This window comes from Roseobacter sp. HKCCA2468 (genome assembly GCF_037805105.1).
GTDB lineage: Bacteria > Pseudomonadota > Alphaproteobacteria > Rhodobacterales > Rhodobacteraceae > M30B80.
Map to the genome: position 1 here is coordinate 756,807 of NZ_JBBLYN010000001.1, position 23,659 is coordinate 780,465.

Consider the following 23,659-nt stretch of genomic DNA (forward strand, 5'->3'; position numbering starts at 1 on the left):
TCACGTTTTTTCACGCAGCATCGGCCGAAACAATTAACGATTGATTAAGATTTACACGAAAGGCGCGGCAGCGCGCGAAGATGCCTTATTTTGCCTGTAACACGGCAAAAAAGAACCCGTCCGAGGCATTGCGCGGATCAAATCGGCGTGACTGAAGCAGGTCAAACTGCGGGTGGCGCGCCAAAAACGCATGCACTGCATCCTGATTTTCCGCACACAGCAGCGAACAGGTCATGTAAATGATAAGGCCGCGCGGCGCGGTAAGGGTCACCGCCCGATCCAAGATCTGCGCTTGCTCACTCTGCAAAGTCGCCAGAGTTTCGGGTGTCATCCGCCACCGCACCATCGGATCACGCCGCCATGTTCCACTGCCAGAACAGGGCACATCCAAGAGAACCACATCAAATGGGACTTCGTGATCCAATTGCGCATCTTCGCGGGTTTGATAGACCATCCCTGCCCGTTCGGCGCGCAAGGCGACATCGCCCATGCGTTTGGGGAACTTATCATGTAATGTCAGATCCGCATCACTGCGCGCGGCAATGGCCAAAGATTTCCCCCCTGCGCCTGCGCAATAATCCAAAATGCGCCCTGTTTGGGGCACTGGGATCTCGGCCATTGCCATCTGCACAGACAGATCTTGCACCTCGATCAAACCTGCCTGATAGGCGGCTGTGGCGGTAATTTTGCGCGCGCCCGTCTGCACCTCAAGCGCGGTGGCAAGGCGTGGGTCGGCTATCGCGTGCACGCCCGCTTGGGCCAAGTCAGAAATCACATGCTCAGGCGTGGTCTTGCGCGTGTTCACCCGCAGATAGACAGGCGCCCGCGTGGACATGGCGGCAAGCAAGCCTTCCAAGTCTGGCCCAAATTCCGCCTTGAGCAGCGCCAACAGCCAATCGGGCGTATCGCTCAAAATATCGGGGGTTGGGTGTTCCTTCGCCTCATCCGCCGAAAGCGCGCTAGGGCCGTATGGCATCTGCCCAAAGACATCCTCAACCGCCACATTTTGCAGGCGCAAAAGCCCCAAAATCAGCGCGCGCCCCGTGGCCTGCGTGACGGTGCATCCCGCAAGGGCCGCCACGCGGCCGCGATTGCGCAGCACATCGTAGACATGATCGCTAATGGCCGCGCGGTCTTTTGACCCTGCAAAGCGGGCAGACCTGCCCCATGCCCGCAAGGCGGGTTCAGGGGTTTGGCCCGCAAGAATGGCGTCCAAGACTTCAATCGCGGCCTGATATCGCGCGGCAGGCGTCACGCGCGCGCCTCAGCCCACGCGGTAATTGGGGCTCTCGCGGGTGATTTGCACATCATGCACATGGCTTTCTTGCAGGCCCGCATTGGTGATTTTCACGAATTGGCAGTTTTTGCGCATCTCATCCACAGTGGCCGAGCCCGTATAGCCCATCGCCGCGCGCAAACCGCCCACCAACTGGTGGATGACCGCATTGGCACTGCCTTTATAGGGCACCTGCCCCTCGATGCCTTCGGGCACCAATTTGTCAGAGGCGGCATCTTTTTGGAAATAGCGATCCGCTGAGCCGCGCGCCATGGCGCCAAGACTGCCCATCCCGCGATAGGATTTGAACGAGCGACCTTGATAGAGGATCACCTCACCAGGGGATTCATCTGTGCCCGCAATAGCAGAGCCGACCATCGCGCAAGAGGCGCCTGCGGCAATCGCCTTGGCAAAATCGCCCGAGAATTTAATACCACCATCAGCAATGATCGGCGTGCCAGAGGCCGCGGCTGCTTCGGCACAATCCATGATCGCGGTTAATTGCGGCACACCAACGCCCGCCACAATCCGCGTGGTGCAAATGGATCCGGGGCCAATGCCCACTTTGACCGCATCTGCGCCCGCATCAATCAAGGCGCGAGTGGCATCGCCTGTGGCGACATTGCCCGCCACGACCTGCACAGCATTGGACAGTTTCTTAACCCGCTCAACCGCATGGGCCACGCCCTCGGAATGCCCGTGCGCAGTGTCGATCACGATCAGATCACAGCCCGCGTCAATCAACGCCTCCGAACGCTCAAAGCCCGCATCACCCACGGTTGTGGCGGCGGCCACGCGCAAACGGCCCAAATCATCTTTGCAGGCATTGGGGTTCAGCACTGCTTTCTCAGTATCTTTCAGGGTCAAAAGACCCGTTAGCTTGCCCGATTTATCGACAACCAACAGCTTCTCGATCCGCCGTGCCTTCATCAGGCTTTTGGCTTCTTCCAAATCTGCAGGTTCGCGCAGCATCGCCAAATTATCAGATGTCATCATCGCGCGCACAGGCGTCTCGTCAGATGTCGCAAAGCGCATATCGCGGTTGGTGACGATCCCCACCACGAGGCCCTTTTCATCCACAACAGGAAAGCCCGTGAAATTATACCGCTCAATCAGGGCCTTGGCATCGGCCAAGGTCTGATCTGGGGTCAATGTGACGGGGGAATAGACAATGCCGCTTTCAAACCGTTTGACGCGCCGCACCTCGCGGGCTTGTTCCTCAAGCGTAAGATTGCGGTGGATTACCCCCATACCGCCCGCCTGCGCCATTGCAATCGCCATGCGCGCCTCGGTCACTGTATCCATAGCGGAAGACAAAAGCGGGATGTTCAGCGCAATCGATTTTGTCACCCGCGTGCGCGTATCTGCGGTCGAGGGCAGCACGCTAGACGCGGCAGGCAGCAGCAAAACATCATCAAAGGTAAGGGCCTCACGAATCTCCATCACGCATCTCTCCTTGCGGGAGTTTCAATTGGCACTGCCCTATCTCATGCATAAGCCCTGAGGGAAAGCCCCAATTGGGAAAAAATCTCAGCCGCGAAATCCTGAGGCGACCACAAATTTCTCGGAACTATCCGCGCGGCTCGCGCCTGGTTTCACATTTGCCACCTTGGAAAAGCGCTGTTTGAGGATCTTTTGCAGATCACCCTCAGCGCCCCCTGCCAACACTTTGGCCACAAATGTGCCGCCCTCTTCCAAGACATCAAAGGCAAAATAGGCTGCGGCCTCGCACAAGGCGATGATGCGCAAATGGTCGGTTTGCTTATGCCCTGACGAGGCTGCGGCCATATCGCTCATCACGACATCGGCCTTGCCACCAAGCCAGCCTTTGACCTTTTCATCTGCATCATCTTCCATGAAGTCCAATTGATGCAGCTCTGCGCCTGCGATGGCTTCGACCTCTTGCAGATCAACACCGATGATACGGCCAATGGCCTTGCCTGATTTCTCACCCAAGGCGTTGATGCGGGGCACGGCCACCTGACACCATCCCCCCGGCGCACAGCCCAAATCGACCACCCGCGCGCCTGGCACGAGAAAGCGGAACTTATCATCCAATTCCATGATCTTAAACGCCGCGCGGCCGCGATAGCCTTCGCGCTTGGCGCGCTGCACATAGGGGTCGTTTAACTGCCGCTCCAACCAACGGGTTGAGCTGAGTTTCCGCCCGCGCGCGGTTTTGACCTTCACACGCAAATCCCGCGCGCCGCGCCCGCTGCCGCTTTTTCCTGTGGGGGTTTTGGTCATCTCAGGTTCCAACTCGCTTCTTTCCCTCGCTTACTGCGCAGACCGCATTAGCGCAAGGGATTGCGCCTTTTGCGCGAATTTCCAAAACCTACCGCACAGGTCATGGACAAGCCTGCCAAGCCACGCCAATTTAGCCGCAATGACGCAGCGCAAGGATCAACACCACATGGCACGCAAAATCATCATTGATACGGATCCAGGCCAAGATGATGCCGTGGCCATTCTGTTGGCTTTGGCCTGCCCTGAGGCGCTTGACGTGTTGGGCGTGGTGGCCGTTGCGGGCAATGTCCCACTGCCCTTGACCGAGCGTAATGCCCGCATTGTAACGGGTCTGTCTGGGCGCACTGATGTGCCCGTCTTCGCGGGCGAGGCTGCCCCGCTTGCCCGCCCGCTTGTGACCGCCGAGCATGTGCATGGGCAAACAGGTCTAGATGGCACGCCTTTGCCCGAACCCCATCTGCCGCTTGATCCTGAACATGGGGTGGATTTCATCATTCGCAGCCTGCGCGCCCATCCCAACCAAGTGACGCTTTGCCCGCTTGGCCCCCTGACCAATATCGCACGGGCCTTTCAAAAGGCCCCCGATGTGATCCCACTGGTGCAAGAGATCGTGCTGATGGGCGGCGCTTATTTTGAGGTCGGAAACATCACCCCTGCCGCAGAATTTAACATTTACGTAGACCCAGAGGCCGCCGAGATTGTGTTTCAATCAGGCGCGCCGATCACGATGATGCCGCTTGATGTCACGCATCAGGCCCTGACGACCGCGCCCCGCGTTGCGGGCTTTGAGGCAATGGGAAATCACGCAGGCGCGATGGTTGCCGCATGGACAGGGTTTTTTGAACGCTTCGACAAAGAAAAATACGGCGCTGCTGGGGCGCCTTTGCATGATCCTTGCGTAATTGCCTATCTGCTAGAACCTGACCTTTTTTCTGGCCGCACCATCAATGTCGAGATTGAAACCCAATCCGCGCTGACGCTCGGCATGACAGTTGCGGATTATTGGGGTGTTACAGATCGCAAGGCCAATGCGCTGTTTATCCGAAATATGGATGCGGATGGATTTTATGCGCTGCTGCATGACAGGGTCGCAAGACTGCCATGACGGGCCAAGACAAACCCCATGCTCATGTTGGCTTTGACAACAGCTATGCCCGCTTGCCCGATCGCTTTTTTGCGCGGGTTGCCCCGACCCTTGCTCCAGATCCACAGCTTTTGGCGCTAAACCGCGCGCTTGCAGACCGCTTGGGGCTGGCTGACACGCTCCGCGCTATGAATGATGCTGAACTGGCCCAGATTTTCGCAGGCAACAAGATGCTTGCAGGGGCAGACCCGATTGCACAGGCCTATGCGGGGCATCAATTCGGCGGATGGGTGCCGCAATTGGGGGATGGGCGTGCAATCCTCTTGGGCGAGGTGGTAACGGATCAGGGGCGCTTTGACATCCAACTCAAAGGCGCAGGGCCCACACCCTTCTCGCGCATGGGGGATGGGCGCGCATGGCTTGGGCCCGTCTTGCGCGAATATGTCTTGAGCGAGGCGATGGCGGCCTTTGGGATACCCACCACCCGCGCTTTGGCCGCTGTCACCACGGGCGAGGATATTTTGCGCGAAGATATCCGCCCCGGCGCGGTTCTCACCCGCGTTGCCCAAAGCCATATCCGCGTGGGCACATTCCAGTATTTTGCAGCGCAGGATGATCGCGAGGCCCTGCGCGCTTTGGCGGATCACGCAATCGCGCGCCACTATCCGCAGGCCCAAAGCCTTGATGATCTTTTGATCGGGATGCGCGATGCGCAAGCGCGCCTGATTGCGCAATGGATGGGGGTGGGGTTCATTCATGGCGTGATGAACACCGACAATATGACAATATCGGGCGAAACCATTGACTATGGCCCTGCCGCCTTCATGGATCGTTATGATCCTGAACAGGTGTTTTCATCCATCGACCAGTTTGGGCGCTATGCTTATGCCAATCAGCCCAATATCGCGGTCTGGAACATCGCCCAATTCGCCACCTCGCTTTTGCCCATCTGCGATGGCCCGCGTGAGGATGCAATAGACCGTTTCACCCAGATCGTGCAGGGATTTGCGGATCGCTTTGACGCGGAATGGCATGCGGTTTTGGGGCGCAAACTGGGGCTTGGCCCTGATCATCCGCAGGCAGGCACAATGGGGCTTCAGTTTCTCGAGCATATCGCACGGCTGGGCGGGGATTTCACCCGCGCCTTTCGGGCACTGACCGATGGGGGCCTGTCGGGTTTTGAGGCTGAACTGGGCGCAACAGGGGATCAAGCCCTGCGCGACTGGGGCATGATGTGGGAGGCCGAAACCACCCCAGAGACGCGCGCAAAAATGGGTCAGGCCAACCCTGTGCGCATCCCGCGCAATCATCAGGTTGAGGCAATGATCGCAGCCGCGCTATCGGGTGATCTCTCGAAATTTCAGGCCCTAAGCCATGCCTTGGCTGCGCCCTACACGCCCGATCCCAGCCTTTCCGCCTATGAGGCCGCGCCAACAGCCGCAGAACGGGTGACACAGACCTTCTGCGGCACCTAGCGGCGATTGATCAAGATCAGCCCCGCACAAACCAAAGCAAGCGCAAGCAAAAGCTCAAGCCCAACCGCCTCGCCCAAAAAGAGCCACCCCATCGCAACCCCAAAAATCGGCGATAAAAAGCTAAAGGACGCAATGGAGGAGGCAGGGTAAATCGAGATAAACCAAAACCAGACCAGAAAGGCGGCAAAGGCAATCACCACAATCTGAAAGCCCAGCCCCGCCCAATGGATCAGCTCAGGGTCACGCAAAAACGGGCCAAAAAACAGCGCCGCCGCGATTAATATCGGGCCAGAAACGAGAAGCTGCCAGAATAACTGCATTTCAATCCGCAGCGTGCGCAACGGCGTGATCCGTGCCGACACCGCAATCGCAGCCCAACACATTGCCCCTGCAATCGCATAAATATCGCCCAAAACCCCGCCTGCGCCGCTTGCCCGCCCATTATGCGGCCATGCCAAAGCGCACAGCACCCCGCCAAACGCAAGCGCCAACCCGATGCCTTTTTGGGCTGTAATCCGCTCGTCATGGATCAGAAAATGCGCGGCCAGTGTCAGCCAAATCGGCATGGTGTAAAACAAAACCGAGGCGCGCGCGACCGTGGTGTAATCAAGAGCAAGGAACAGAAACATAAACTGTCCCGCAAAGAGTAGCGCCACCCAAAGGCCCGAGAGGGGCGCACGGGCGAAATCAAGCGGGATCCCGCGAAATCGCATCCACACCAGCAGCAAAAATGCGGCCCCCACAGATCGGATGCCTGCAAAAAACACGGGCTGAATCCCCTCATTCGTGACCCTGACCACGACCTGATTAAAAGCCAGAAGAACCGCAAAAAGGATCATACCCACAGTGCCGAATTGATCCATCTGCGCTTTGCGCTGTGATTGATGCTCCATCACCCTGCCTATGTGTTTTGATATGCCATGACCCAAGCGGTCTTTTCGGGCGATGTCAAATCCCTTACAGAAGAAAAGACACAGGTAGAAAAAGGGCCAAATTGGTGACTGAGACGATCGAAATGAGATGCAATGCGCAAGGGCTGCGCATGACGGAACAGCGCCGCGTCATTGCGCAGGTTCTAGACGCATCTGCCGATCACCCCGATGTCGAAGAACTCTATTCTCGGGCCTCCGCCGTTGATCCACGGATTTCCTTGGCCACAGTCTATCGCACCGTTAAATTATTCGAAGAAGCAGGCATCCTAGAGAAGGTGGAATTCGGCGATGGCCGCGCACGCTATGAGGATGCAGAGCGCGAACATCACGATCATCTCATCGATGTGACAACAGGCGATGTCATCGAATTCATCGACCCCGAGATCGAAGCCCTGCAAGAAAAAATCGCAGCTAAGTTGGGCTATCGGCTTCAAGGGCATAAGCTTGAGCTTTACGGCGTTCCTATTACAGCGCCCAAGAAAAAATAGTCAGACCCACCACAGGGCTAGCATCGCGCCACGGCACAGGCTAAGCCACGCGCAAGGCTATTTTGCACGGAAGCGACCCCCAGAATGGAAAATATACGCGGCATCGCCTTGATGACGGCAGCGATGTTTGGCTTTGCGATTGAGGATGCGCTGGTCAAAACCCTCAGCGTGACCATGCCTGTCGGGCAAATTTTGATCCTTTTGGGCTTAGGGGGCGCGCTGATCTTTGGCGGGATCGCGTGGGCGCAAGGCACCAAATTGATCACCCGTGACTTGCTTGACCCGCTGATGCTGACCCGCAATTTGGGCGAGATGTTTGGCACGATGGCCTTTGTCTCTGCCCTCGCGCTGTCGCCCATGTCCCTTGTCGCGGCCATTGTGCAGGCCATGCCCTTGATGGTGACGATGGGCGCGGCTCTGTTTTTAGGCGCGCCTGTTGGGTGGCGGCGGTGGAGTGCGATCATCATCGGCTTTATCGGGGTTCTTATCATCATCCGCCCCGGCACAGCCGAATTTGATATCGGCGCGGTTTTAGCCCTTTTGGGGGTCACGGGCCTGACGGCACGCGATTTGGCAACCCGTGTGATGCCCGCGAAATACAGCTCAATGCAGCTGTCGTGTTACGGTTTTTTTGCGGTCGTGCCCGCAGGGCTGTTACTCTGGGCCTTTTCAGGCGGGGCCTTTGCCCCGCAAAGCCCCGAGGTGATCCGCCTTGCTGCCGCCCTGCTTGCAGGGGTGATGGGCTATTACGCGCTGACCCTCTCCATGCGTATGGGGGATATCTCGGTCATTACACCGTTTCGCTACTCGCGGCTCTTATTCGCCCTGATCTTGGGCGCGATTGTTTTTGGCGAGCGGCCCGATGCCTATATGCTGACAGGGTCGGCCATCGTGATCGCGGCGGGGCTTTACACGTTGATCCGCGAAGCGCGGCTTGCGCGTGCGGCACAACAGGCGCAATCGACCCTTTCTTCTGATCCCACATCGCGCTAAAGCATCGCGCAAATCTTTTTTCTTTCTTCACAGACAGGCCAAGCCATGACCACCATCATTGATATTCACGCCCGCGAAATTCTCGACAGCCGTGGCAACCCCACTGTTGAGGTGGATGTAATCCTCGAAGATGGCACCTTGGGCCGCGCGGCTGTGCCTTCGGGTGCATCCACAGGCGCCTATGAGGCGGTTGAGATGCGCGATGGCGATAAAGCGCGCTATATGGGCAAAGGTGTTCAAAAGGCGGTCGCGGGCGTCAATGGCGAATTGGCCGACACGTTGGTTGGGTTTGACGCCACTGAACAGGCCGCGATTGACGCGGTGATGATCGAAATGGACGGCACCGAGAATAAGGGCCGTCTGGGCGCGAACGCAATTTTGGGCGTCTCGATGGCCGTTGCCAAAGCCGCCGCCGAGGCCACAGGCCAGCCGCTTTATCGCTATATCGGCGGCACTCAGGTGCGCGTGTTGCCTGTGCCGATGATGAACATCATCAATGGCGGTGAGCACGCTGATAACCCGATCGATATTCAAGAATTTATGGTCATGCCTGTTGCGGCCCCAACATTGTCTGAGGCTGTGCGGTGGGGGTCGGAAATTTTCCACACCCTGAAGAAGGAGCTTTCCGCCGCAGGTCTGGCAACGGGTGTTGGCGATGAGGGCGGCTTTGCCCCTGCGCTTTCGTCAAGCCGCGCGGCGCTTGATTTCATCATGCAGTCGATTGAAAAAGCAGGCTTCAAGCCTGGCTCTGATGTGATGTTGGCGCTTGATTGCGCGGCGACCGAATATTTCAAAGGCGGCAAATACGAGCTGACAGGCGAAGGCCTCAGCCTGACCCCTTCGGAAAATGTGGCCTATCTCAAGGCGCTTTGCGCTGATTACCCGATCTTGTCCATCGAGGATGGCATGTCCGAAGATGATTGGGCAGGTTGGAAAGAATTGACCGATGCGATTGGCGACAAGGTGCAATTGGTGGGCGATGATCTCTTTGTCACCAACCCTGCCCGTTTGGCCGAAGGTATCGAAAAAGGCTGCGCCAATGCGTTGCTGGTGAAAGTGAACCAGATCGGCACATTGACCGAAACCTTGGACGCGGTCGAACTGGCGCATCGCAACCGCATGGCCTGCGTGATGAGCCACCGCTCGGGCGAGACCGAGGATGCCACGATTGCCGATCTAGCCGTGGCCACCAATTGTGGGCAGATCAAAACAGGCAGCCTCGCGCGGTCAGATCGTTTGGCAAAATACAATCAATTGATCCGCATCGAGGAAGAATTGGGCGATGTCGCGCGCTATGCGGGCACATCCATCCTGCGCTAAGGCATGATGACAGCCACCGAGATTATCGCCCATCTGGGCCTGATGCCCCATCCTGAGGGTGGGCATTATCGGCAAACATGGGTGGGCGGCGGCGTTGCCGACCGCCCTGCGGGGTCTTGCATCTATTTCCTTCTGGCCGCAGGCGAGGTCAGCCATTGGCACCATGTCGATGCGACCGAGGTGTGGCATTACCACGCGGGCGCGGAATTGATCCTGTCGCTCAGCGCCACCGATCAGGGGCCTGCGCACGATCATATTCTTGGGCCAGACCTGACCCGCGCCGCGCCGCAGATCATCGTGCCAGAGGGGCATTGGCAATCGGCGCGCAGCACGGGGGATTACACGCTGGTGTCTTGCACTGTCAGCCCTGCCTTTTCTTTTGAGGGCTTTACCCTTGCCCCTGCGGGGTTTGATATCCCGCGCGCGGCTGGCTAGGGGCGGCAGATTTGCCCGCCCCCTATGGCCGCCGCCACGCCCGTGGTTGCAGGTGCAGAGGTGGGCAGCCCTGCCTGCACCCGCGCCGCAAGATAGGCAAAGGCCTGCGCCTCGAGGAAATCCCCATCAAAGCCCGCCACCTCAACCGCCACGACCTCTAGGCCCGTTAACGCGGCGAGGCGCGCCATAAGATGGCCATTCTTACGCCCGCCACCACAGACCAAAATCTGGGCAACAGGCTTGGGCAGATGTGCGAGGGCTTCGGCGACAGCGCGCGCGCTGACCTCAGCCAAACTGGCCAGACCATCGGCCAAGGGCATCGTCTGCGCCTCGATCAGAACCTGCGCAAACGTATCGCGATCAAGGGATTTTGGGGGCATTTTCAAGAAATACCCCTGCGCCATGACGCGTGCGACAAAGGCCTCGTTCACGCGGCCCGATGCGGCCATGGCGCCGTCAGTGTCATAGACCTGCCCTGTCCCTGACATCAGATCATCCATCGGCGCATTGGCAGGCCCCGTGTCAAAGGCCAAAAGCGCCCCCTCCTGTTCTGGGAGGTCATGGCTTGGATCAACATAGGTGATATTCCCCACCCCCCCCAAATTGAGAAAGGCCAAGGGCGCCATGGCGCCCCTCTGTTTGGCAAGGGCAAAATGATAAAACGGGGCCAAAGGCGCGCCCTGTCCCCCCATCCGCATATCATTGCTACGAAAATCCCAAACCACGGGGCAGTCAAAGGCCTGCGCCAAAACCGCGCCATCGCCCAATTGATGCGTGCGTCCCTGATCAGGATCATGCGCCAAGGTTTGTCCATGAAACCCTATAAGATCAAACGGGGCGTTCAACGCCTGCAACGCCTCGATATGGGCGCGGTGAATGACCTCTTGGGCCTCTGCAAGGCCCGCATCATCGGGCCATTTGCCAAGGCAGCCCCGCAGCACGGCACGTTCCTGCGCGCTATAGGGACGGAAGGCCGTTTGACCAAAACCAAGCACATGCACCCCATCGGTGTCCAAAATGGCGGCATCCACCCCATCTAGCGATGTGCCAGACATCAATCCCGCCACGCGTAGCCTTGGGTTGGCTTGACCCTTTCCCTTCATCCCCGCCCCCGTTATAGATCACCGCGCAGAGCATAAAACCGCTGCGCCTCGCTTGCCAAGAATGGATCACACCGCAATGACCTACCAGCCCAAATCCGACTTCCTTCAGATCATCCGTGCGCGCGGTTTTCTTGCGGATTGCACGGATCTGCAAGAGCTAGACGAAAAGCTGCGCGCGGGCGTGACCCCTGCCTATATCGGATATGATGCAACAGCAAAATCCCTGCATGTGGGTCATTTGCTGAACATTATGTTGCTGCGTTGGTATCAGAAAACGGGGCATAAGCCGATCACATTGATGGGCGGCGGCACCACAAAGGTTGGTGATCCCTCCTTCCGATCTGATGAACGCCCGCTTTTGGATGCGGCGGCGATTGATAACAATATCGCGGGCATGAGCCACGTTTTTGCGCGCTATCTCAGCTATGATGACAGCGCGACAGGCGCGTTGATGCTGAACAATGCCGAATGGTTGGACGGGCTGAATTATCTGGAATTTTTGCGCGATATTGGGCGGCATTTTTCGGTCAATCGCATGTTGTCGTTTGAATCGGTCAAATCGCGTCTGGATCGCGAACAAAGCCTGAGCTTCCTTGAATTCAATTACATGATCCTTCAGGCCTATGACTTTCTTGAACTGAACCGCCGTTATGGCTGTGCGCTGCAGATGGGTGGGTCGGATCAATGGGGCAATATCATCAATGGTATCGACCTGACCCGCCGTGTTTTGGATCACGAGATTTTTGGCCTGACCACCCCGCTTTTGACCACATCAGATGGCAAGAAGATGGGCAAATCCCAAGGTGGCGCGATCTGGCTGGATGGCGAGATGCTGTCGCCCTACGAATTCTGGCAATTCTGGCGCAACACGACCGATGCGGATGTGGGGCGATTCCTGAAACTTTACACCGAATTGCCGCTTGAAGAGTGCGAGCGGCTTGGCGCGCTTGCAGGTTCCGAAATCAACGACGCTAAAATCGTTCTTGCCAATGAGGTGACGGGTCTGTTGCACGGGCGCGATGCCGCCGCCGCCGCAGAGGCCACCGCGCGCGAGGTGTTTGAAAAAGGGGGTATGGGCGATGACCTGCCCCGTCTCACGCTCAGCGCCGATGACATTGGTGAGGGCGTGTCGATTGTGCAGCTGATCACGCGCTCAGGCTTGGCAGGGTCGGGCAAAGAGGCCAAGCGCCTGATTGCAGAAGGCGGCGCACGGATGAATGACGCGGCCATCACCGATGCAGGCCTGATGATCACAGCTGGTGATCTGGCCACGCCCTTGAAACTGAGCGCAGGGAAAAAGCGCCACGCTTTGGTGGAATTGGGCTGATCCGTTAATCTTGGATTTACCTTGATCGGGCAGTCTTGCGGCTATGTTGCACAGCCTGCCCGATCTTGATGATGCCCTACCCATTGCCACAGCAGGCTTTGCCCAATCTGCGGGGTTTGAGCAGGCATTGCGCGCGCTCGGGCAGTCTGTTGCGCGCATTGACGGGCAGCTTTTCATAACGCGCCGATTTCCAATCCTAGGCCCCGTTGGCTATTGCGCAAAACCTGCCCATATACCCGCCTCCCTTCTTTCAGGCGCATCCCCACAGGGCATGGCACATATGCTCATCAACGCGGCCACCCCTGCCCAAGGGGCGGCCTTGGCGCGTGCGGGGTTTCTGCGCCTTGCCAAACCGCGCCACAGCTTGAGCGTGCCGCTGACACAAAACACCGCCGAGATGGTCGCGCGCCTGCATCCCAAATGGCGGGCCCGCGCAAAACCGCGCTGCAACGTGGCGCTGTGGCCCGCATTCGGCCCTTCTACACGCCGCGCGATGGGTGGCTTTTGGCCGCCGAAGCGGCACAGCGCAAAAGAAACCACTATGACGGGATCGCGCTGGCCCTGTTGGCCGAAATTGGCCGCAGCAAGACCCAAACCCTGCTTTATATCTGCGAGGGGGTGTCGCGGCAGGCAGCGTTGCTATTCTCACTTTCAGGGCATGAAGCGGCCTATCACATTGGATGGCGCAGCGCCGATTGCCCCTATGGCAGCCACCAGATGCTGCTCTTTGCGGCCATGGAATACGCCGTCAAGCGGGCGCAGCATTTTGATCTGGGGCTGAGTGAGCCGGATAGCCTTGGACTTGCGCGGTTCAAACGGGGAACGGGGGCAACACTTCTGCCGCTTGGGGGCACATAGGCGCTCAGCCGCGCCTTGGCCCCTTTGCACCCCTTAGCGCGCCAGACGCAACAGCCGCGCGCGGGCGGGCGGAACGGCGGCAATCTCTAGCCCTGTGAACACATGCAGCGTGTTCAAATCTTGATCAATCACAGCATGATCGCTGACCCATCCCCCCAACATCAAATAACTGCGCAAAAGCGGCGGCAGCGTTGCCATTGCCCGTTTCAGATCGGGTTTGCGCCGCAGCTTTGCCGCGAATGGAAACACATGGGACGACTTGATCTGAGGCCGCCATCGGGCGGGTGCAATATGGCGATCACGCAACAGCGCAAAGGCATCATGATAGGGCTGCGCATCCGTGCCGCGAAAAGACGAGCAACCAAAGAGCAGCTTGACCCCGATCTCATCCACATAGGCGGTCAATGCCCCCCATGCGAGACGCAAAATGTCAGGGTCATGCACCTCTGGCGCAAGGCAAAAACGCCCCATCTCAACCATTGGCCCATCAAAATCGGACAGGGGCGATAAATCGTAAAACTGCGCCGAATAACTGGTGTGCAAGGATGCCCCATCGGGCAGGCACATCAAGCGAAAGCAGGCGACCAATTCCCCCGCTTCCTGCGTTTCAATGAGGATATGGTCACAAAGCGCATCATAAGGATCTGCATCTAGAGCCGCCTCATCTGCCCCACCGCGAAAAGCGCGGTGGCGCAGGGTTTGCGCGGCGGTCACATCGGCGGCGGTTTGGGCCATGCGCAGCCGATATTTCCCAGCCACCTTCTCGCGCATGATGCACCTATGTTACGCAGACAAAGGATTAATTGTTGGCGTTGACCAACTCACCCACATTGATGCGACCAAAATTACCCACAACCTGACGGAAAATCGATACTTCACGGATCGAGCTTTCCGTAACGCGGCGCGAAATATCGACAATCTGACCATCGGCCAGCGTGTAGGTTTCCACATTCGACACGGTGCCGTTATCGGCAAAGGACACGGCCACGATATCGCGGCTGACAATTTCGGGCGCCCGCCATGCATAGCTGCGCACACGATATTGCGAATAGAACCATGTGGTTTCGCCAATCACGCCCTCACCAGCAGGGCGGCCAAGGGTTTGCCCGAGGCTGTCGCGGGTATCTTGACCGATGGTGATGGCATCCAATTCTTCTTGCGGCGGGATAAAGCCATGGTCACGGAAACTTTCGGTGCAGCCAGACAAAGCCAATCCAAAGGCCACTGCAATCGCCGCTGCACGCAGCCGTTTGCGCCCCATGCGTGCCTGCGTGCTGATCCGAAGTTCTGCCATGCCCATCTTCCTTACACTAGCGCCAGCTTCTCTTCTGCGCTTGGGCGCAAACATTCAGGCATGGCGTCTGTCTTCATTTGGGCTTAACTTACAGTGACCAACAGAGCAAGCATTGCAATCGCGCGACCCTCATTTTCGAGGGGAAATTGATCAGAAACTTGAGGGGAGATCATGTCAAACGCCAGCCCACGCCCTGATCTTTTGGCTTTGGCCGAACTGCGCCGCGCAGGCGGCAAAACATTTGCCTTGACCCCCGATGCGGATGCGTTGCGCGAGATTGCAGATGATCTAGAGCTGCGTGCGCTGCGCAAACTGCGCTTTACAGGCAAAATTATGCCCGAGGGCAAAAGCGATTGGCGCCTTGAGGGGCAACTGGGCGCAACTGTGACGCAGGCCTGCAGCGTCAGTTTGGCGGATGTGGTGACACGGATCGATACCGATGTGTTGCGCCGCTACATCGCCGATTTCACGGCGCCCGAGGCCGAAGAGGCCGAGATGCCCGAAGATGACAGCATCGAGCCATTACCCGCAAAAATTGACCTCTATGCCGTGATGACCGAAGCCTTGGCATTGGCCCTGCCCGATTATCCGCGCGCACCAGATACCGCAACCGAGGATGACGCCGCCGATTTGGTGCATATTTACAGTGCAAGCCCCCCCAATGCGGGCCCAGTAGAGGCAGAGGATCAGCCCCCCCAAACCGCAAACCCACTTTCTGCTTTGCAAGAATTACGGGATAAATTGGCGCAATCCCCCGCAGACAGCAGCGATGCGGGCGCAAGCAAAAACAAAGGCAGCCCCGCCAAAAACAGCAATAAATAACCGCAAACAAACGCAAACGCGCGGAATTTACCCAAAGGTCTATTAGGGCTTGCATAGGTGCAGAATCTTTGTATGTTCCCGCCCTCATTCGCCAATTGGATTTTATCCCAATTTTGCGCGCGTTTTTCGGGCAAATCACCCCATGAGCCGCGCATCACAGGTTGCCCTTTGGTGAAAAAAATGTGACAGAGATTTGAAACGTGACGATGGGCTGCCCCTGTTTGGTCAATCTTGACCGCGAAGCCCCTAACAAAACCGAGGTTGAGACATGGCTGTCCCCCAGAACCGAGTGACCCGCTCGCGCCGCAACCAACGCCGTTCGCATGACGCGTTGACCGCTGGCAATCCAAATGAATGCCCCAGCTGTGGTGAGCTGAAACGCCCCCACCACGTCTGCCCGTCTTGCGGCAGCTACAATGACCGCGAGGTTATTGCCCAAGCAGACGAGATTGATCTCGATGATGACGCGGCCTAAGGGCCGCGCGTTTTTCCGAGGCAAGCGGATTTAAAAGTCATGACAGAGACATCCGTTCTGACTGGGCGTCAAGTTCCTGGAACGGTGCTATCGATTGATGCAATGGGGGGCGATCTTGGCCCCTCTGCTGTTGTTTCTGGCATGGCCAAAGCTGCGCGCAAGAACCCTAATCTGCGGTTCATCGTGCATGGCGATGGCAAAACCCTGAACAAGCTGATTGCCAAACGCGGTGACCTGAAGGGGCGCTGCGACATTCGCCATTGTGACGATGTGGTCACGATGGATGCCAAACCCTCGCAGGTGGTGCGCCACGCCAAAGGCAGCTCGATGTGGAGCGCGGTTCAGGCCGTGGAAAACGGCGAGGCGCGGGCGGCTGTGTCTTGTGGCAACACGGGCGCGCTGATGGCGCTGTCAATGTTGCGGTTGCGCAAAATCCCAGGGGTGAACCGTCCCGCGATTGGTGTTTTGTGGCCTTCGCGCAACCCTTCTGGCTTTAACGTCATGTTGGATGTGGGCGCTGATATCCGGGCCGATGCCCAAGATTTGTTGCATTTCGCCCTGATGGGCAGCGCCTATGCGCGCAGCGGCTTAGACCAATCCCGCCCGCGTGTCGGAATCCTGAATGTAGGCACCGAGGAACATAAGGGCCGCACCGAATTACACGATGCCTATGACCTTGTCGCCCGCGCCGCACCTGCGGCAGATTTTGAATTCGTGGGCTTTGTCGAGGGGGGCGATATCCCCTCCGATAAGGTCGATGTCATCGTCTGTGACGGATTTACAGGGAATGCCGCGCTCAAAACGGGCGAAGGCACCGCGCGTCTTATCCGCGAATTTCTGCGCGAGGCATTTGAATATTCAATATTGTCGCGCTTGGCTGCGGTGATGGCCTATAGCTCGCTCAAGAGGTTGCAAAAACGTATGGATCCCCGCCGCGTTAATGGCGGTGTTTTCTTGGGCCTCAATGGCACAGTGGTCAAAAGCCACGGCTCGGCAGATGGAACAGGGGTTGCAGCCGCAATCAAATTGGCGGCACGATTGGCCGCAGCGGATTTTGCAGATCAGTTGACCAAACGGATCGCCGAGGCGGAAACAGCAGCAGATCAGATCGTCCATGGGGAAGGGAAACAGGCATGACACTTCGCGCGGTCGCAACTGGAATTGGCCATTACCTGCCTGAGCGGGTTGTGCCCAATTCGGAGTTCGAAGCGCAAATCGACACTTCGGATGAGTGGATTCGCGCCCGCACAGGGATTGAGCGGCGCCATTTCGCCGCAGAGGGCGAGACGACCAGCCAAATGGCAATCAAGGCCTGTGAGGCTGCCTTGGCCCATGCAGGCTTGTCTGCGGCCGATGTTGATGGCGTCATCGTTGCCACCTCAACCCCCGATCTCACCTTTCCCTCTACCGCCACGATGGTGCAGCATGGGCTTGGGATGACGCAGGGCTTTGCCTTTGATGTGCAGGCCGTCTGCGCGGGGTTTATCTATGCGCTCTCCACCGCCAATGCCTATATCCTCTCTGGTCAGGCCAAGCGGATTTTGGTGATTGGTGCGGAAACCTTTAGCCGCATTTTGGATTGGGAAGATCGCGGAACTTGCGTTTTGTTTGGGGATGGCGCAGGCGCCGTTCTGTTATGCGCCGAAGAAAGCGCAGGCGCGGCCACAGATCGGGGCGTTTTGGCCGTTGATCTGCACTCAGACGGTCAATTCCGTGATCTGCTTTATGTCGATGGCGGTGTCTCGCAGACACAAACCACGGGCCATCTGCGGATGGAGGGGCGTGAAGTGTTCCGCCATGCGGTCGAAAAACTGGCCGAAACCGCCCATGCCGCGCTCGCGCGTTCGGGCAATGCGGCGCAAGATGTCGACTGGATCGTGCCGCATCAGGCCAATTTGCGCATCATCACCCGCACCGCCCAAAAAATGGGGGTCGATATGGATCGGGTGATTGTGACCGTGCAAGATCACGGCAATACGTCAGCCGCCTCTATCCCCTTGGCATTGTCGGTTGGGGTCGCGCGCGGGCAGATCAAAAAAGGCGACCTCTTGGTCACCGAAGCGATTGGCGGTGGCTTGGCTTGGGGTGCGGTGGTTTTGCGCTGGTAAGGCGTTAAAATCTTGCCCTTACGTCACGGCGATTGACTCGCGCCGCAGCTTTGCTCATTCTGTGGCGGTGCTAAAACAACCCTTATACCGCTGCGCCAATGTCGGGAGGACATGAGCAATGAGCAATAAGACACTGACGCGGATGGATTTATCCGAAGCCGTGTTTCGTGAAGTGGGTTTGTCGCGCAATGAAAGCAGCGACCTTGTTGAGCGTGTAATTGAGTTGATGTCAGACGCATTGGTCGATGGGGGACAGGTCAAAATCTCGTCTTTCGGCACATTTAGCGTACGCGCCAAATCTGAACGCATTGGTCGCAACCCCAAAACGGGCGAAGAAGTGCCCATTACGCCCCGCCGTGTTCTCAGTTTTCGCCCCTCGCATTTGATGAAAGAGCGGGTCGCAGACGGCAATAAGAAACGCTAAGAGGCGGGCAGGATGGCCAAATCCCCCGATGCCTTTCGCACCATTCGCGAAGTCGCCGATTGGCTTGGTGTCGCGGCCCATGTGTTGCGGTTTTGGGAAAGCAAATTCACTCAGATCAAACCTGTGAAGCGCGCAGGCGGGCGGCGCTATTATCGCCCTGCCGATATGCGCCTGATCGGCGGGATCAAGGTGTTGCTGCATGATGAAGGGATGACCATTCGGGGCGTTCAGCGCCTTTTGCGCGAAGACGGGGTTGCGGCAGTCGCTGCGCGCTCGCCTGAGCTTGACCCCGATATGATGGTGGCCGAGGCGCAACCCGCCCCAAGCATTGCAGAGGTGGCGCGTGAAGCGGCCAATGAAAATACGCAAAACCCCACGCCGCGCCCTGCCCCCGCTCAGCCAGCGACACAAGGCGTTCCCCTGCCCCTCGCTGATGGGCTGGCCGCGCTAAAGGCGCGCAAGGCCGTGCTGAAATCATTGCCAGAGGCGCAATCCGCCCCGATCCTTGCACGGCTGCGCAAACTACAGGCGGGGCTCATGGCTGCGGCGCATGGGTAAAGCCTGCGCTTTGTCGAAATTCCTGCGCCCTAGCCCTTGCGCCACGCCATAAAATCGGTAGAAGAACCCCATTCGGGCTATAGCGCAGCCTGGTAGCGCGTCCGTCTGGGGGACGGAAGGTCGCAGGTTCAAGTCCTGCTAGCCCGACCAGATTTTTGAAAACCGCTCTTGCCCTTTGCGGCGGGGCGGTTTTTTCTTGGGTAAAGGTCAAGGGAGGGTTCGCAATGGCGACAGATCAGACACGGGGCGTGCTGCCGGATCATCGGATTGAGGCGATGATCGCAGAAGGTCAGATCACGCTCACGGCCCCACCTGCGGAAACCCAAGTGCAACCTGCAAGTCTTGACCTACGCCTTGGCCCCGTGGCCTATCGCGTGCGCGCCTCGTTTCTTGCAGGCAAAGGCGCGCGTGTCGCAGATCGGTTGGCCGAATTTGAGATGCATAAAATCGACATCAGCGCAGGCGCCGTGTTGGAGAAGGGCTGCGTTTATGTTGTGCCCCTGATGGAGGGCTTAAACCTGCCCCAAGATATCAGCGCCGTTGCCAATGCCAAAAGCTCAACCGGGCGTCTTGACCTTTTGACGCGCACGATCACCGATAGCGGCACAGAATTTGACCGCATCGCACATGGCTATAACGGGCCGCTGTATGCTGAAATTTGCCCGCGCAGTTTCTCGGTTCTGGTGCGGGCAGGCGCACGACTTAATCAAATCCGCTTTCGCCAAGGACAAGCGGTTCTCAGCGATGATGAATTGCGCACACGCCACGCAGAAAGCCCGCTTGTCTCCGGCGAGACAGCTGTGATTGACGAAGGATTGGGGTTCTCGGTTGACCTTAAGCGCGAGAATAGCACCCTTGTCGGCTATCGCGCCAAACCTCATACGGGCGTGATTGATCTTGATCGTATCGGGGCCTATGACGCGCGCGATTTTTGGGAAGAAATCCATACGGATCAAGGCCGTATCATCCTTGATCCCGGTGCGTTTTATATTCTGGTGAGCCGCGAGGAAGTCTCAATTCCGCCCGATTGCGCAGCGGAAATGTCGCCCTATCTGGCGATGGTTGGAGAATTCCGCGTTCATTATGCAGGCTTCTTTGATCCAGGTTTTGGTCACGGCCAACCCGCGCGCGGGGTTCTTGAGGTGCGCTGCCACGAAGCCCCTTTTGTGCTCGAACATGGGCAGGTGGTTGGCCGCTTGGTTTATGAACGGATGGAAAGCCTCCCCAGCACGCTCTATGGCCGTGAGATTGCCTCAAACTATCAGGGCCAAGGGCTAAAACTGTCCAAGCATTTCAAATAGGCGTCAGACAGAGCGCCCTGCGTAATGCACAGGGTGGGCTGCCAAACCTTCGACCTGTTCAAGGCTTAATTGCCCAAAGGGCAAAACCCATGTGTGTATAGAAAACACCATCGCCCCTGTAAGGGGCAAGCGCAGAATGACCTGCCGCTCTGAGCGCAAAAATTCTGGTCGCCGTTCAGGGGTTTTGCGTGGCTGTGCCTCTGAGGCAGGCTGAAACAGGGCGGGGTTTTGATAAAAAAGCGCATTCTGCCGCCACAGCGGGTGATCCACCCGCACCATATCAAACAGGCGCTGCACGCGCTTGGCCATAACATCATCGTATTTTTCAACGGGAATATGGATCGCGGTCAAAGGGCGCCCAATCTTTTCGGCCAATGTCCAACTGGCAGGAAAGCACAAAACCGCCGCGCTGAGCAGATGCTCGCCCTGCAGGGCATCATGGGTGAGGATGCACAAATCCTCCTGAACAAGACGGGCAGCGGTGATCAACGGGTGATCGGCATCAAGATCAAGCGCCACCCCATCTGGTCGGGTAATCACGCGGCCTTGACGCAGAAAGCCATCAGGCAGATGCGCGACCACCAGATCGCGCAATTCGGCACAGGCGGCTTCTGCGCCCGTGTGGCATTCAAACACCCGCGCACGATGCGCCGCCAACAGGTGATCGCGCAAGGCCATTTGTTCGGCATAGCGCTCGTCACGGATCAGCCAATCCGACATCGGCACAGGTTGCACCCCAGGCAGGCGGCGGGTCGCCTCGGCCATCCAAGGCGCGCTTGGCAGATGGTCGTGCAAAATAGGGTCGGATAAGATCCTGTCTGAGATCATTTCACCTCGGCCAATCCCAACGGCAACATGGAGGTGGATTTAATCTCCTCCATCGAAAGCAATGCGGTGACGTTGTAGATTTTCACCTCTGAAATCAAGGCCTGATAAAAGGCGTCATAGGCGCGTGCATTACGCACCCGAACCTTCAAAATATAGTCAATCTCCCCCGCGAGGCGATGCGCCTCTAACACTTCGGGGCGAGATTTGAGGCTGCGCAAAAACGCCTTTTGCCATTCGGCATCATGTTCAGATGTGCGGATCAAAACGAAAAAACACGCCTCAAGCCCTAACGCATCGGCATCCAATTCCACAGTATGCCGCCCGATAATCCCCGCCTCTTTCATGCGGCGAATCCGCGTCCAAACAGGCGTCTTGGACGAGCCAACACGGCGCGCAATTTCATCCAACGACAGGCTTGCATCCTCTTGCAGCACCGCAAGGATTTTTCGATCGGTCTCATCTATTTGAACAGCCATCCGCAAAGCCTTTCATCCACAGAACAGCGAGGGGTTATGCGGCATCAATACCGAACATATGTCCCTATCTGCAAGGGGTATCTGCCAAATTTCAGGAAATTGTTCTATATGATGCAGAGTGAACGCGGAGTTTTGACCATGCAGCATTTTCCGATCTTCCTTAATCTCGCGGGACGGCGTGTAATCGTGTCGGGCGGCGGCGAGTGCGCCTTGGCCAAGCTGCGCTTGCTGCTTAAGACCGAAGCCCGCATTTGGGTTTTTGCAGCTGACCCCGCCCCTGCGGTTTTGGATTTGGCTGCCACGGGCAAGATTACCTTGATCAAGCGTGCGCTTGCGGCGGGGGATGCGTTTTGTGCCGCCCTCTTTTACGCCGCAAATGATGATGATGCCGAGGATGCGCGCGTCATTCGTTTGGCCCGCGCGGATGGGGCATTGGTGAATTGGGTCGACCATCTCGAAGCATCCGAATTCATCACCCCCGCTATCGTTGATCGTGACCCCGTGACCATTGCCATCGGCACCGAGGGCGCGGCGCCCGTTTTGGCGCGGCGGATCAAGCGGGACTTGGAGGAGAGGTTAAGCCCTGCCCTTGGGATTTTTGCCCGTATGGCGAAGTCCTTTCGCCCTCAGGTCGAAGCCTTGCCCGAAGGGGCCGCGCGGCGCGGGTTTTGGGCACGCTATTATGATCAACTCGCGCCACGGATCTTTGCAGCCGAGGGTGAAGCAGGTCTTGAGGGTGCGCTTGAAACCCTGCTGACGGAGAGCCTGACCGCCACCCCCCCTATGGGCGAGGTGCTTTTGGTCGGTGCAGGCCCAGGCGACCCCGAACTTCTCACACTCAAGGCGCGCAAAGCCCTTGATGAGGCCGAGGTGGTGATCCACGACCGCCTGATCTCGCCCCAAATCCTAGAGCTTGCGCGGCGCGAGGCGGTGCTGATTGATGCAGGAAAAACGGGCTTTGGCCCTGCGATGAAGCAAGAAGATATTTCTGCCCTTATGGTGGAACATGCGCGCGCCGGCGCAAAGGTGGTGCGCCTTAAGGCGGGCGATCCGTGCGTCTATGGACGCTTGGATGATGAGATTGATGCGCTTTCTGATGCTGATATTCCATGGTCGATCATTCCAGGTATCACGGCGGCCAGCGCCGCTTCCGCGCAAATCGGGCAAAGCCTGACGAAACGGGGGCGCAATTCCGCGCTGCGATTTCTCACGGGCCATGATGTGGCAGGGTTTGCCGAACATGATTGGCGCGGCCTTGCGCGCAGTGGCGAGGTGGCGGCGATCTATATGGGCAAGCGCGGTGCGCTTTTTATCCAAGGGCGGCTTTTGATGCATGGCGCACGCCCCGACACACCCGTCACTGTGGTCGAACATGCAAGCCGCGCCGACACTCATGTCATCGATACCGATCTTGCACATCTTGCCCACGCCATTGAGGCCCAAGGCAAAGGTGCGCCTGCGGTGATCCTATATGGGCTTGCGCCGCGCGCCGCGCGCACGGCCCTTAACTCTCTCAAAGCGGAGATTGCGTTATGAGCCGTGATTATTCCAAAATCCTGACCGCGAATGACCTGCGCCTTGGCGATGTCGTCTATTGGGCGGCCGACCAAAGATGGGCGCGGGGCATCACCGATGCGGTGGTCTTTGCTGACAGTGCCACGGCCGAGGCCGCGCTTGCCGCAGCCTTCGCGCAAAGCGATCTGGTGGTTGGCCCCTATTTGGTCGATGCCATTACAACCGAAACAGGGCCAGCGCCTGCGCATTTTCGCGAGGCATTTCGGATGCGCGGCCCCTCAAACTATCCCCATGGCAAACAAGAACAAGCGCAAGGGTAA

26 protein-coding genes and 1 tRNA gene are annotated in these 23,659 nt (G+C 58.0%); 18 read left to right on the forward strand and 9 right to left on the reverse strand.

Annotated elements, in window-relative coordinates; translation table 11 throughout:
* Positions 1-85: 85 nt before the first annotated feature.
* The 3 genes from AAC620_RS03780 to AAC620_RS03790 form a co-directional block, all read right to left on the reverse strand.
* Positions 86-1,255 carry an RsmB/NOP family class I SAM-dependent RNA methyltransferase gene (locus AAC620_RS03780; protein ID WP_340242866.1) on the reverse strand — a complete coding sequence of 390 codons (1,170 nt, stop codon included), beginning with the start codon at positions 1,253-1,255 and terminating at the stop codon, positions 86-88.
* Positions 1,256-1,264: 9 nt separating this feature from the next.
* Positions 1,265-2,719 (reverse strand): IMP dehydrogenase, encoded by a 1,455-nt coding sequence (gene guaB / locus AAC620_RS03785; protein WP_317655777.1) that lies wholly within the window; start codon positions 2,717-2,719, stop codon positions 1,265-1,267.
* 87 nt (positions 2,720-2,806) lie between these two features.
* Complete coding sequence (locus AAC620_RS03790; RefSeq protein ID WP_340242867.1) at positions 2,807-3,523, reverse strand: RlmE family RNA methyltransferase; 717 nt, start codon at positions 3,521-3,523, stop codon at positions 2,807-2,809.
* 166 nt (positions 3,524-3,689) lie between these two features.
* Between AAC620_RS03790 and AAC620_RS03795 the strand changes: the two genes are divergently transcribed.
* Positions 3,690-4,628 carry a nucleoside hydrolase gene (locus AAC620_RS03795; RefSeq protein ID WP_340242868.1) on the forward strand — a complete coding sequence of 313 codons (939 nt, stop codon included), beginning with the start codon at positions 3,690-3,692 and terminating at the stop codon, positions 4,626-4,628.
* Positions 4,625-6,082 (forward strand): protein adenylyltransferase SelO, encoded by a 1,458-nt coding sequence (locus AAC620_RS03800; RefSeq protein ID WP_340242869.1) that lies wholly within the window; start codon positions 4,625-4,627, stop codon positions 6,080-6,082. The genes AAC620_RS03795 and AAC620_RS03800 overlap by 4 nt, the downstream gene beginning before the upstream one ends.
* Here the strand turns inward: AAC620_RS03800 and AAC620_RS03805 are convergent.
* Complete coding sequence (locus AAC620_RS03805) at positions 6,079-6,975, reverse strand: DMT family transporter (RefSeq protein WP_340242870.1); 897 nt, start codon at positions 6,973-6,975, stop codon at positions 6,079-6,081. The two genes, AAC620_RS03800 and AAC620_RS03805, sit on opposite strands and share 4 nt — an antisense overlap.
* 149 nt (positions 6,976-7,124) lie before the next feature.
* Between AAC620_RS03805 and AAC620_RS03810 the strand changes: the two genes are divergently transcribed.
* From AAC620_RS03810 to AAC620_RS03825, 4 genes are all read left to right on the forward strand, one after another.
* Entirely contained in the window at positions 7,125-7,502 is a 378-nt protein-coding gene (locus tag AAC620_RS03810) for a Fur family transcriptional regulator (RefSeq protein WP_445322427.1), read from the forward strand.
* A gap of 84 nt (positions 7,503-7,586) precedes the next feature.
* Positions 7,587-8,495, forward strand: a complete 909-nt coding sequence (locus AAC620_RS03815; RefSeq protein ID WP_340242872.1) for a DMT family transporter — start codon at positions 7,587-7,589, stop codon at positions 8,493-8,495.
* A gap of 45 nt (positions 8,496-8,540) precedes the next feature.
* On the forward strand, positions 8,541-9,815 hold the full coding sequence (eno, locus tag AAC620_RS03820; RefSeq protein ID WP_340242873.1) for a phosphopyruvate hydratase: 1,275 nt from the start codon (positions 8,541-8,543) through the stop codon (positions 9,813-9,815).
* A 6-nt stretch (positions 9,816-9,821) separates the two neighbouring features.
* Entirely contained in the window at positions 9,822-10,250 is a 429-nt protein-coding gene (locus AAC620_RS03825) for a cupin domain-containing protein (protein WP_340243605.1), read from the forward strand.
* On the opposite strand, the gene AAC620_RS03830 is transcribed toward AAC620_RS03825, so the two are convergent.
* Positions 10,247-11,305, reverse strand: coding sequence for an anhydro-N-acetylmuramic acid kinase (locus tag AAC620_RS03830; protein WP_445322428.1), 1,059 nt, complete (start codon positions 11,303-11,305; stop codon positions 10,247-10,249). The genes AAC620_RS03825 and AAC620_RS03830 overlap by 4 nt on opposite strands.
* Positions 11,306-11,429: 124 nt before the next feature.
* Between AAC620_RS03830 and tyrS the strand changes: the two genes are divergently transcribed.
* Together tyrS and AAC620_RS03840 are read left to right on the forward strand one after the other, a co-directional pair.
* Entirely contained in the window at positions 11,430-12,680 is a 1,251-nt protein-coding gene (tyrS, locus tag AAC620_RS03835) for a tyrosine--tRNA ligase (RefSeq protein WP_340242875.1), read from the forward strand.
* 420 nt (positions 12,681-13,100) lie between these two features.
* Entirely contained in the window at positions 13,101-13,538 is a 438-nt protein-coding gene (locus AAC620_RS03840) for a hypothetical protein (protein ID WP_340242876.1), read from the forward strand.
* A gap of 33 nt (positions 13,539-13,571) precedes the next feature.
* Here AAC620_RS03840 and AAC620_RS03845 read toward each other — a convergent pair whose 3' ends face one another.
* Both AAC620_RS03845 and AAC620_RS03850 read right to left on the reverse strand, forming a co-directional pair.
* Positions 13,572-14,309, reverse strand: coding sequence for a GNAT family N-acetyltransferase (locus AAC620_RS03845; RefSeq protein WP_340242877.1), 738 nt, complete (start codon positions 14,307-14,309; stop codon positions 13,572-13,574).
* 28 nt (positions 14,310-14,337) lie between these two features.
* Positions 14,338-14,832: an outer membrane protein assembly factor BamE gene (locus AAC620_RS03850; protein ID WP_340242878.1), complete on the reverse strand. Its 495-nt coding sequence runs from the start codon at positions 14,830-14,832 to the stop codon at positions 14,338-14,340.
* A gap of 171 nt (positions 14,833-15,003) precedes the next feature.
* Here AAC620_RS03850 and AAC620_RS03855 point away from each other — a divergent pair, with 171 nt between their 5' ends.
* The 8 genes from AAC620_RS03855 (at position 15,004) to AAC620_RS03890 (ending at position 20,520) form a co-directional block, all read left to right on the forward strand.
* A complete protein-coding gene (locus AAC620_RS03855; protein WP_340242879.1) occupies positions 15,004-15,654 on the forward strand; it encodes a YceD family protein in 651 nt (216 codons plus the stop codon).
* Positions 15,655-15,922: 268 nt separating this feature from the next.
* Positions 15,923-16,129, forward strand: a complete 207-nt coding sequence (gene rpmF / locus AAC620_RS03860) for a 50S ribosomal protein L32 (RefSeq protein ID WP_317654399.1) — start codon at positions 15,923-15,925, stop codon at positions 16,127-16,129.
* A gap of 39 nt (positions 16,130-16,168) precedes the next feature.
* Positions 16,169-17,266, forward strand: a complete 1,098-nt coding sequence (plsX, locus tag AAC620_RS03865; protein WP_340242880.1) for a phosphate acyltransferase PlsX — start codon at positions 16,169-16,171, stop codon at positions 17,264-17,266.
* Complete coding sequence (locus tag AAC620_RS03870) at positions 17,263-18,237, forward strand: beta-ketoacyl-ACP synthase III (protein WP_340242881.1); 975 nt, start codon at positions 17,263-17,265, stop codon at positions 18,235-18,237. The genes plsX and AAC620_RS03870 overlap by 4 nt, the downstream gene beginning before the upstream one ends.
* Before the next feature lie 118 nt (positions 18,238-18,355).
* Positions 18,356-18,661 (forward strand): integration host factor subunit alpha, encoded by a 306-nt coding sequence (gene ihfA / locus AAC620_RS03875; RefSeq protein ID WP_317654394.1) that lies wholly within the window; start codon positions 18,356-18,358, stop codon positions 18,659-18,661.
* Positions 18,662-18,673: 12 nt separating this feature from the next.
* Positions 18,674-19,219, forward strand: coding sequence for a MerR family transcriptional regulator (locus AAC620_RS03880; protein ID WP_340242883.1), 546 nt, complete (start codon positions 18,674-18,676; stop codon positions 19,217-19,219).
* A gap of 73 nt (positions 19,220-19,292) precedes the next feature.
* Positions 19,293-19,369: transfer RNA gene (locus tag AAC620_RS03885), tRNA-Pro, on the forward strand.
* A gap of 74 nt (positions 19,370-19,443) precedes the next feature.
* On the forward strand, positions 19,444-20,520 hold the full coding sequence (locus AAC620_RS03890) for a 2'-deoxycytidine 5'-triphosphate deaminase (RefSeq protein WP_340242884.1): 1,077 nt from the start codon (positions 19,444-19,446) through the stop codon (positions 20,518-20,520).
* Between the two features lie 3 nt (positions 20,521-20,523).
* Here AAC620_RS03890 and AAC620_RS03895 read toward each other — a convergent pair whose 3' ends face one another.
* Positions 20,524-21,348 carry a heme-dependent oxidative N-demethylase family protein gene (locus AAC620_RS03895; RefSeq protein WP_340242885.1) on the reverse strand — a complete coding sequence of 275 codons (825 nt, stop codon included), beginning with the start codon at positions 21,346-21,348 and terminating at the stop codon, positions 20,524-20,526.
* Entirely contained in the window at positions 21,345-21,824 is a 480-nt protein-coding gene (locus tag AAC620_RS03900; protein ID WP_317654389.1) for an Lrp/AsnC family transcriptional regulator, read from the reverse strand. The genes AAC620_RS03895 and AAC620_RS03900 overlap by 4 nt, the downstream gene beginning before the upstream one ends.
* A gap of 138 nt (positions 21,825-21,962) precedes the next feature.
* Between AAC620_RS03900 and cysG the strand changes: the two genes are divergently transcribed.
* Entirely contained in the window at positions 21,963-23,360 is a 1,398-nt protein-coding gene (gene cysG / locus AAC620_RS03905; protein WP_340242886.1) for a siroheme synthase CysG, read from the forward strand.
* Entirely contained in the window at positions 23,357-23,659 is a 303-nt protein-coding gene (locus AAC620_RS03910; RefSeq protein ID WP_340242887.1) for a DUF2849 domain-containing protein, read from the forward strand. The genes cysG and AAC620_RS03910 overlap by 4 nt, the downstream gene beginning before the upstream one ends.

What these genes read in the sequence shown, in the direction of transcription:
- cysG (WP_340242886.1), top strand. Translation starts at nt 21,963, where the DNA reads ATGCAGCATTTTCCGATCTTCCTTAATCTCGCGGGACGGCGTGTAATC.
- AAC620_RS03790 (WP_340242867.1), bottom strand. Translation starts at nt 3,523, where the DNA reads ATGACCAAAACCCCCACAGGAAAAAGCGGCAGCGGGCGCGGCGCGCGG.
- eno (WP_340242873.1), top strand. Translation starts at nt 8,541, where the DNA reads ATGACCACCATCATTGATATTCACGCCCGCGAAATTCTCGACAGCCGT.
- AAC620_RS03850 (WP_340242878.1), bottom strand. Translation starts at nt 14,832, where the DNA reads ATGGCAGAACTTCGGATCAGCACGCAGGCACGCATGGGGCGCAAACGG.
- AAC620_RS03830 (WP_445322428.1), bottom strand. Translation starts at nt 11,305, where the DNA reads ATGTCTGGCACATCGCTAGATGGGGTGGATGCCGCCATTTTGGACACC.
- AAC620_RS03840 (WP_340242876.1), top strand. Translation starts at nt 13,101, where the DNA reads ATGGCGGGCCCGCGCAAAACCGCGCTGCAACGTGGCGCTGTGGCCCGC.
- AAC620_RS03800 (WP_340242869.1), top strand. Translation starts at nt 4,625, where the DNA reads ATGACGGGCCAAGACAAACCCCATGCTCATGTTGGCTTTGACAACAGC.
- AAC620_RS03870 (WP_340242881.1), top strand. Translation starts at nt 17,263, where the DNA reads ATGACACTTCGCGCGGTCGCAACTGGAATTGGCCATTACCTGCCTGAG.
- tyrS (WP_340242875.1), top strand. Translation starts at nt 11,430, where the DNA reads ATGACCTACCAGCCCAAATCCGACTTCCTTCAGATCATCCGTGCGCGC.
- plsX (WP_340242880.1), top strand. Translation starts at nt 16,169, where the DNA reads ATGACAGAGACATCCGTTCTGACTGGGCGTCAAGTTCCTGGAACGGTG.
- AAC620_RS03815 (WP_340242872.1), top strand. Translation starts at nt 7,587, where the DNA reads ATGGAAAATATACGCGGCATCGCCTTGATGACGGCAGCGATGTTTGGC.
- AAC620_RS03810 (WP_445322427.1), top strand. Translation starts at nt 7,125, where the DNA reads ATGACGGAACAGCGCCGCGTCATTGCGCAGGTTCTAGACGCATCTGCC.
- AAC620_RS03900 (WP_317654389.1), bottom strand. Translation starts at nt 21,824, where the DNA reads ATGGCTGTTCAAATAGATGAGACCGATCGAAAAATCCTTGCGGTGCTG.
- AAC620_RS03890 (WP_340242884.1), top strand. Translation starts at nt 19,444, where the DNA reads ATGGCGACAGATCAGACACGGGGCGTGCTGCCGGATCATCGGATTGAG.
- AAC620_RS03805 (WP_340242870.1), bottom strand. Translation starts at nt 6,975, where the DNA reads ATGGAGCATCAATCACAGCGCAAAGCGCAGATGGATCAATTCGGCACT.
- AAC620_RS03895 (WP_340242885.1), bottom strand. Translation starts at nt 21,348, where the DNA reads ATGATCTCAGACAGGATCTTATCCGACCCTATTTTGCACGACCATCTG.
- rpmF (WP_317654399.1), top strand. Translation starts at nt 15,923, where the DNA reads ATGGCTGTCCCCCAGAACCGAGTGACCCGCTCGCGCCGCAACCAACGC.
- AAC620_RS03855 (WP_340242879.1), top strand. Translation starts at nt 15,004, where the DNA reads ATGTCAAACGCCAGCCCACGCCCTGATCTTTTGGCTTTGGCCGAACTG.
- ihfA (WP_317654394.1), top strand. Translation starts at nt 18,356, where the DNA reads ATGAGCAATAAGACACTGACGCGGATGGATTTATCCGAAGCCGTGTTT.
- AAC620_RS03825 (WP_340243605.1), top strand. Translation starts at nt 9,822, where the DNA reads ATGACAGCCACCGAGATTATCGCCCATCTGGGCCTGATGCCCCATCCT.
- AAC620_RS03845 (WP_340242877.1), bottom strand. Translation starts at nt 14,309, where the DNA reads ATGCGCGAGAAGGTGGCTGGGAAATATCGGCTGCGCATGGCCCAAACC.
- AAC620_RS03880 (WP_340242883.1), top strand. Translation starts at nt 18,674, where the DNA reads ATGGCCAAATCCCCCGATGCCTTTCGCACCATTCGCGAAGTCGCCGAT.
- AAC620_RS03795 (WP_340242868.1), top strand. Translation starts at nt 3,690, where the DNA reads ATGGCACGCAAAATCATCATTGATACGGATCCAGGCCAAGATGATGCC.
- guaB (WP_317655777.1), bottom strand. Translation starts at nt 2,719, where the DNA reads ATGGAGATTCGTGAGGCCCTTACCTTTGATGATGTTTTGCTGCTGCCT.
- AAC620_RS03910 (WP_340242887.1), top strand. Translation starts at nt 23,357, where the DNA reads ATGAGCCGTGATTATTCCAAAATCCTGACCGCGAATGACCTGCGCCTT.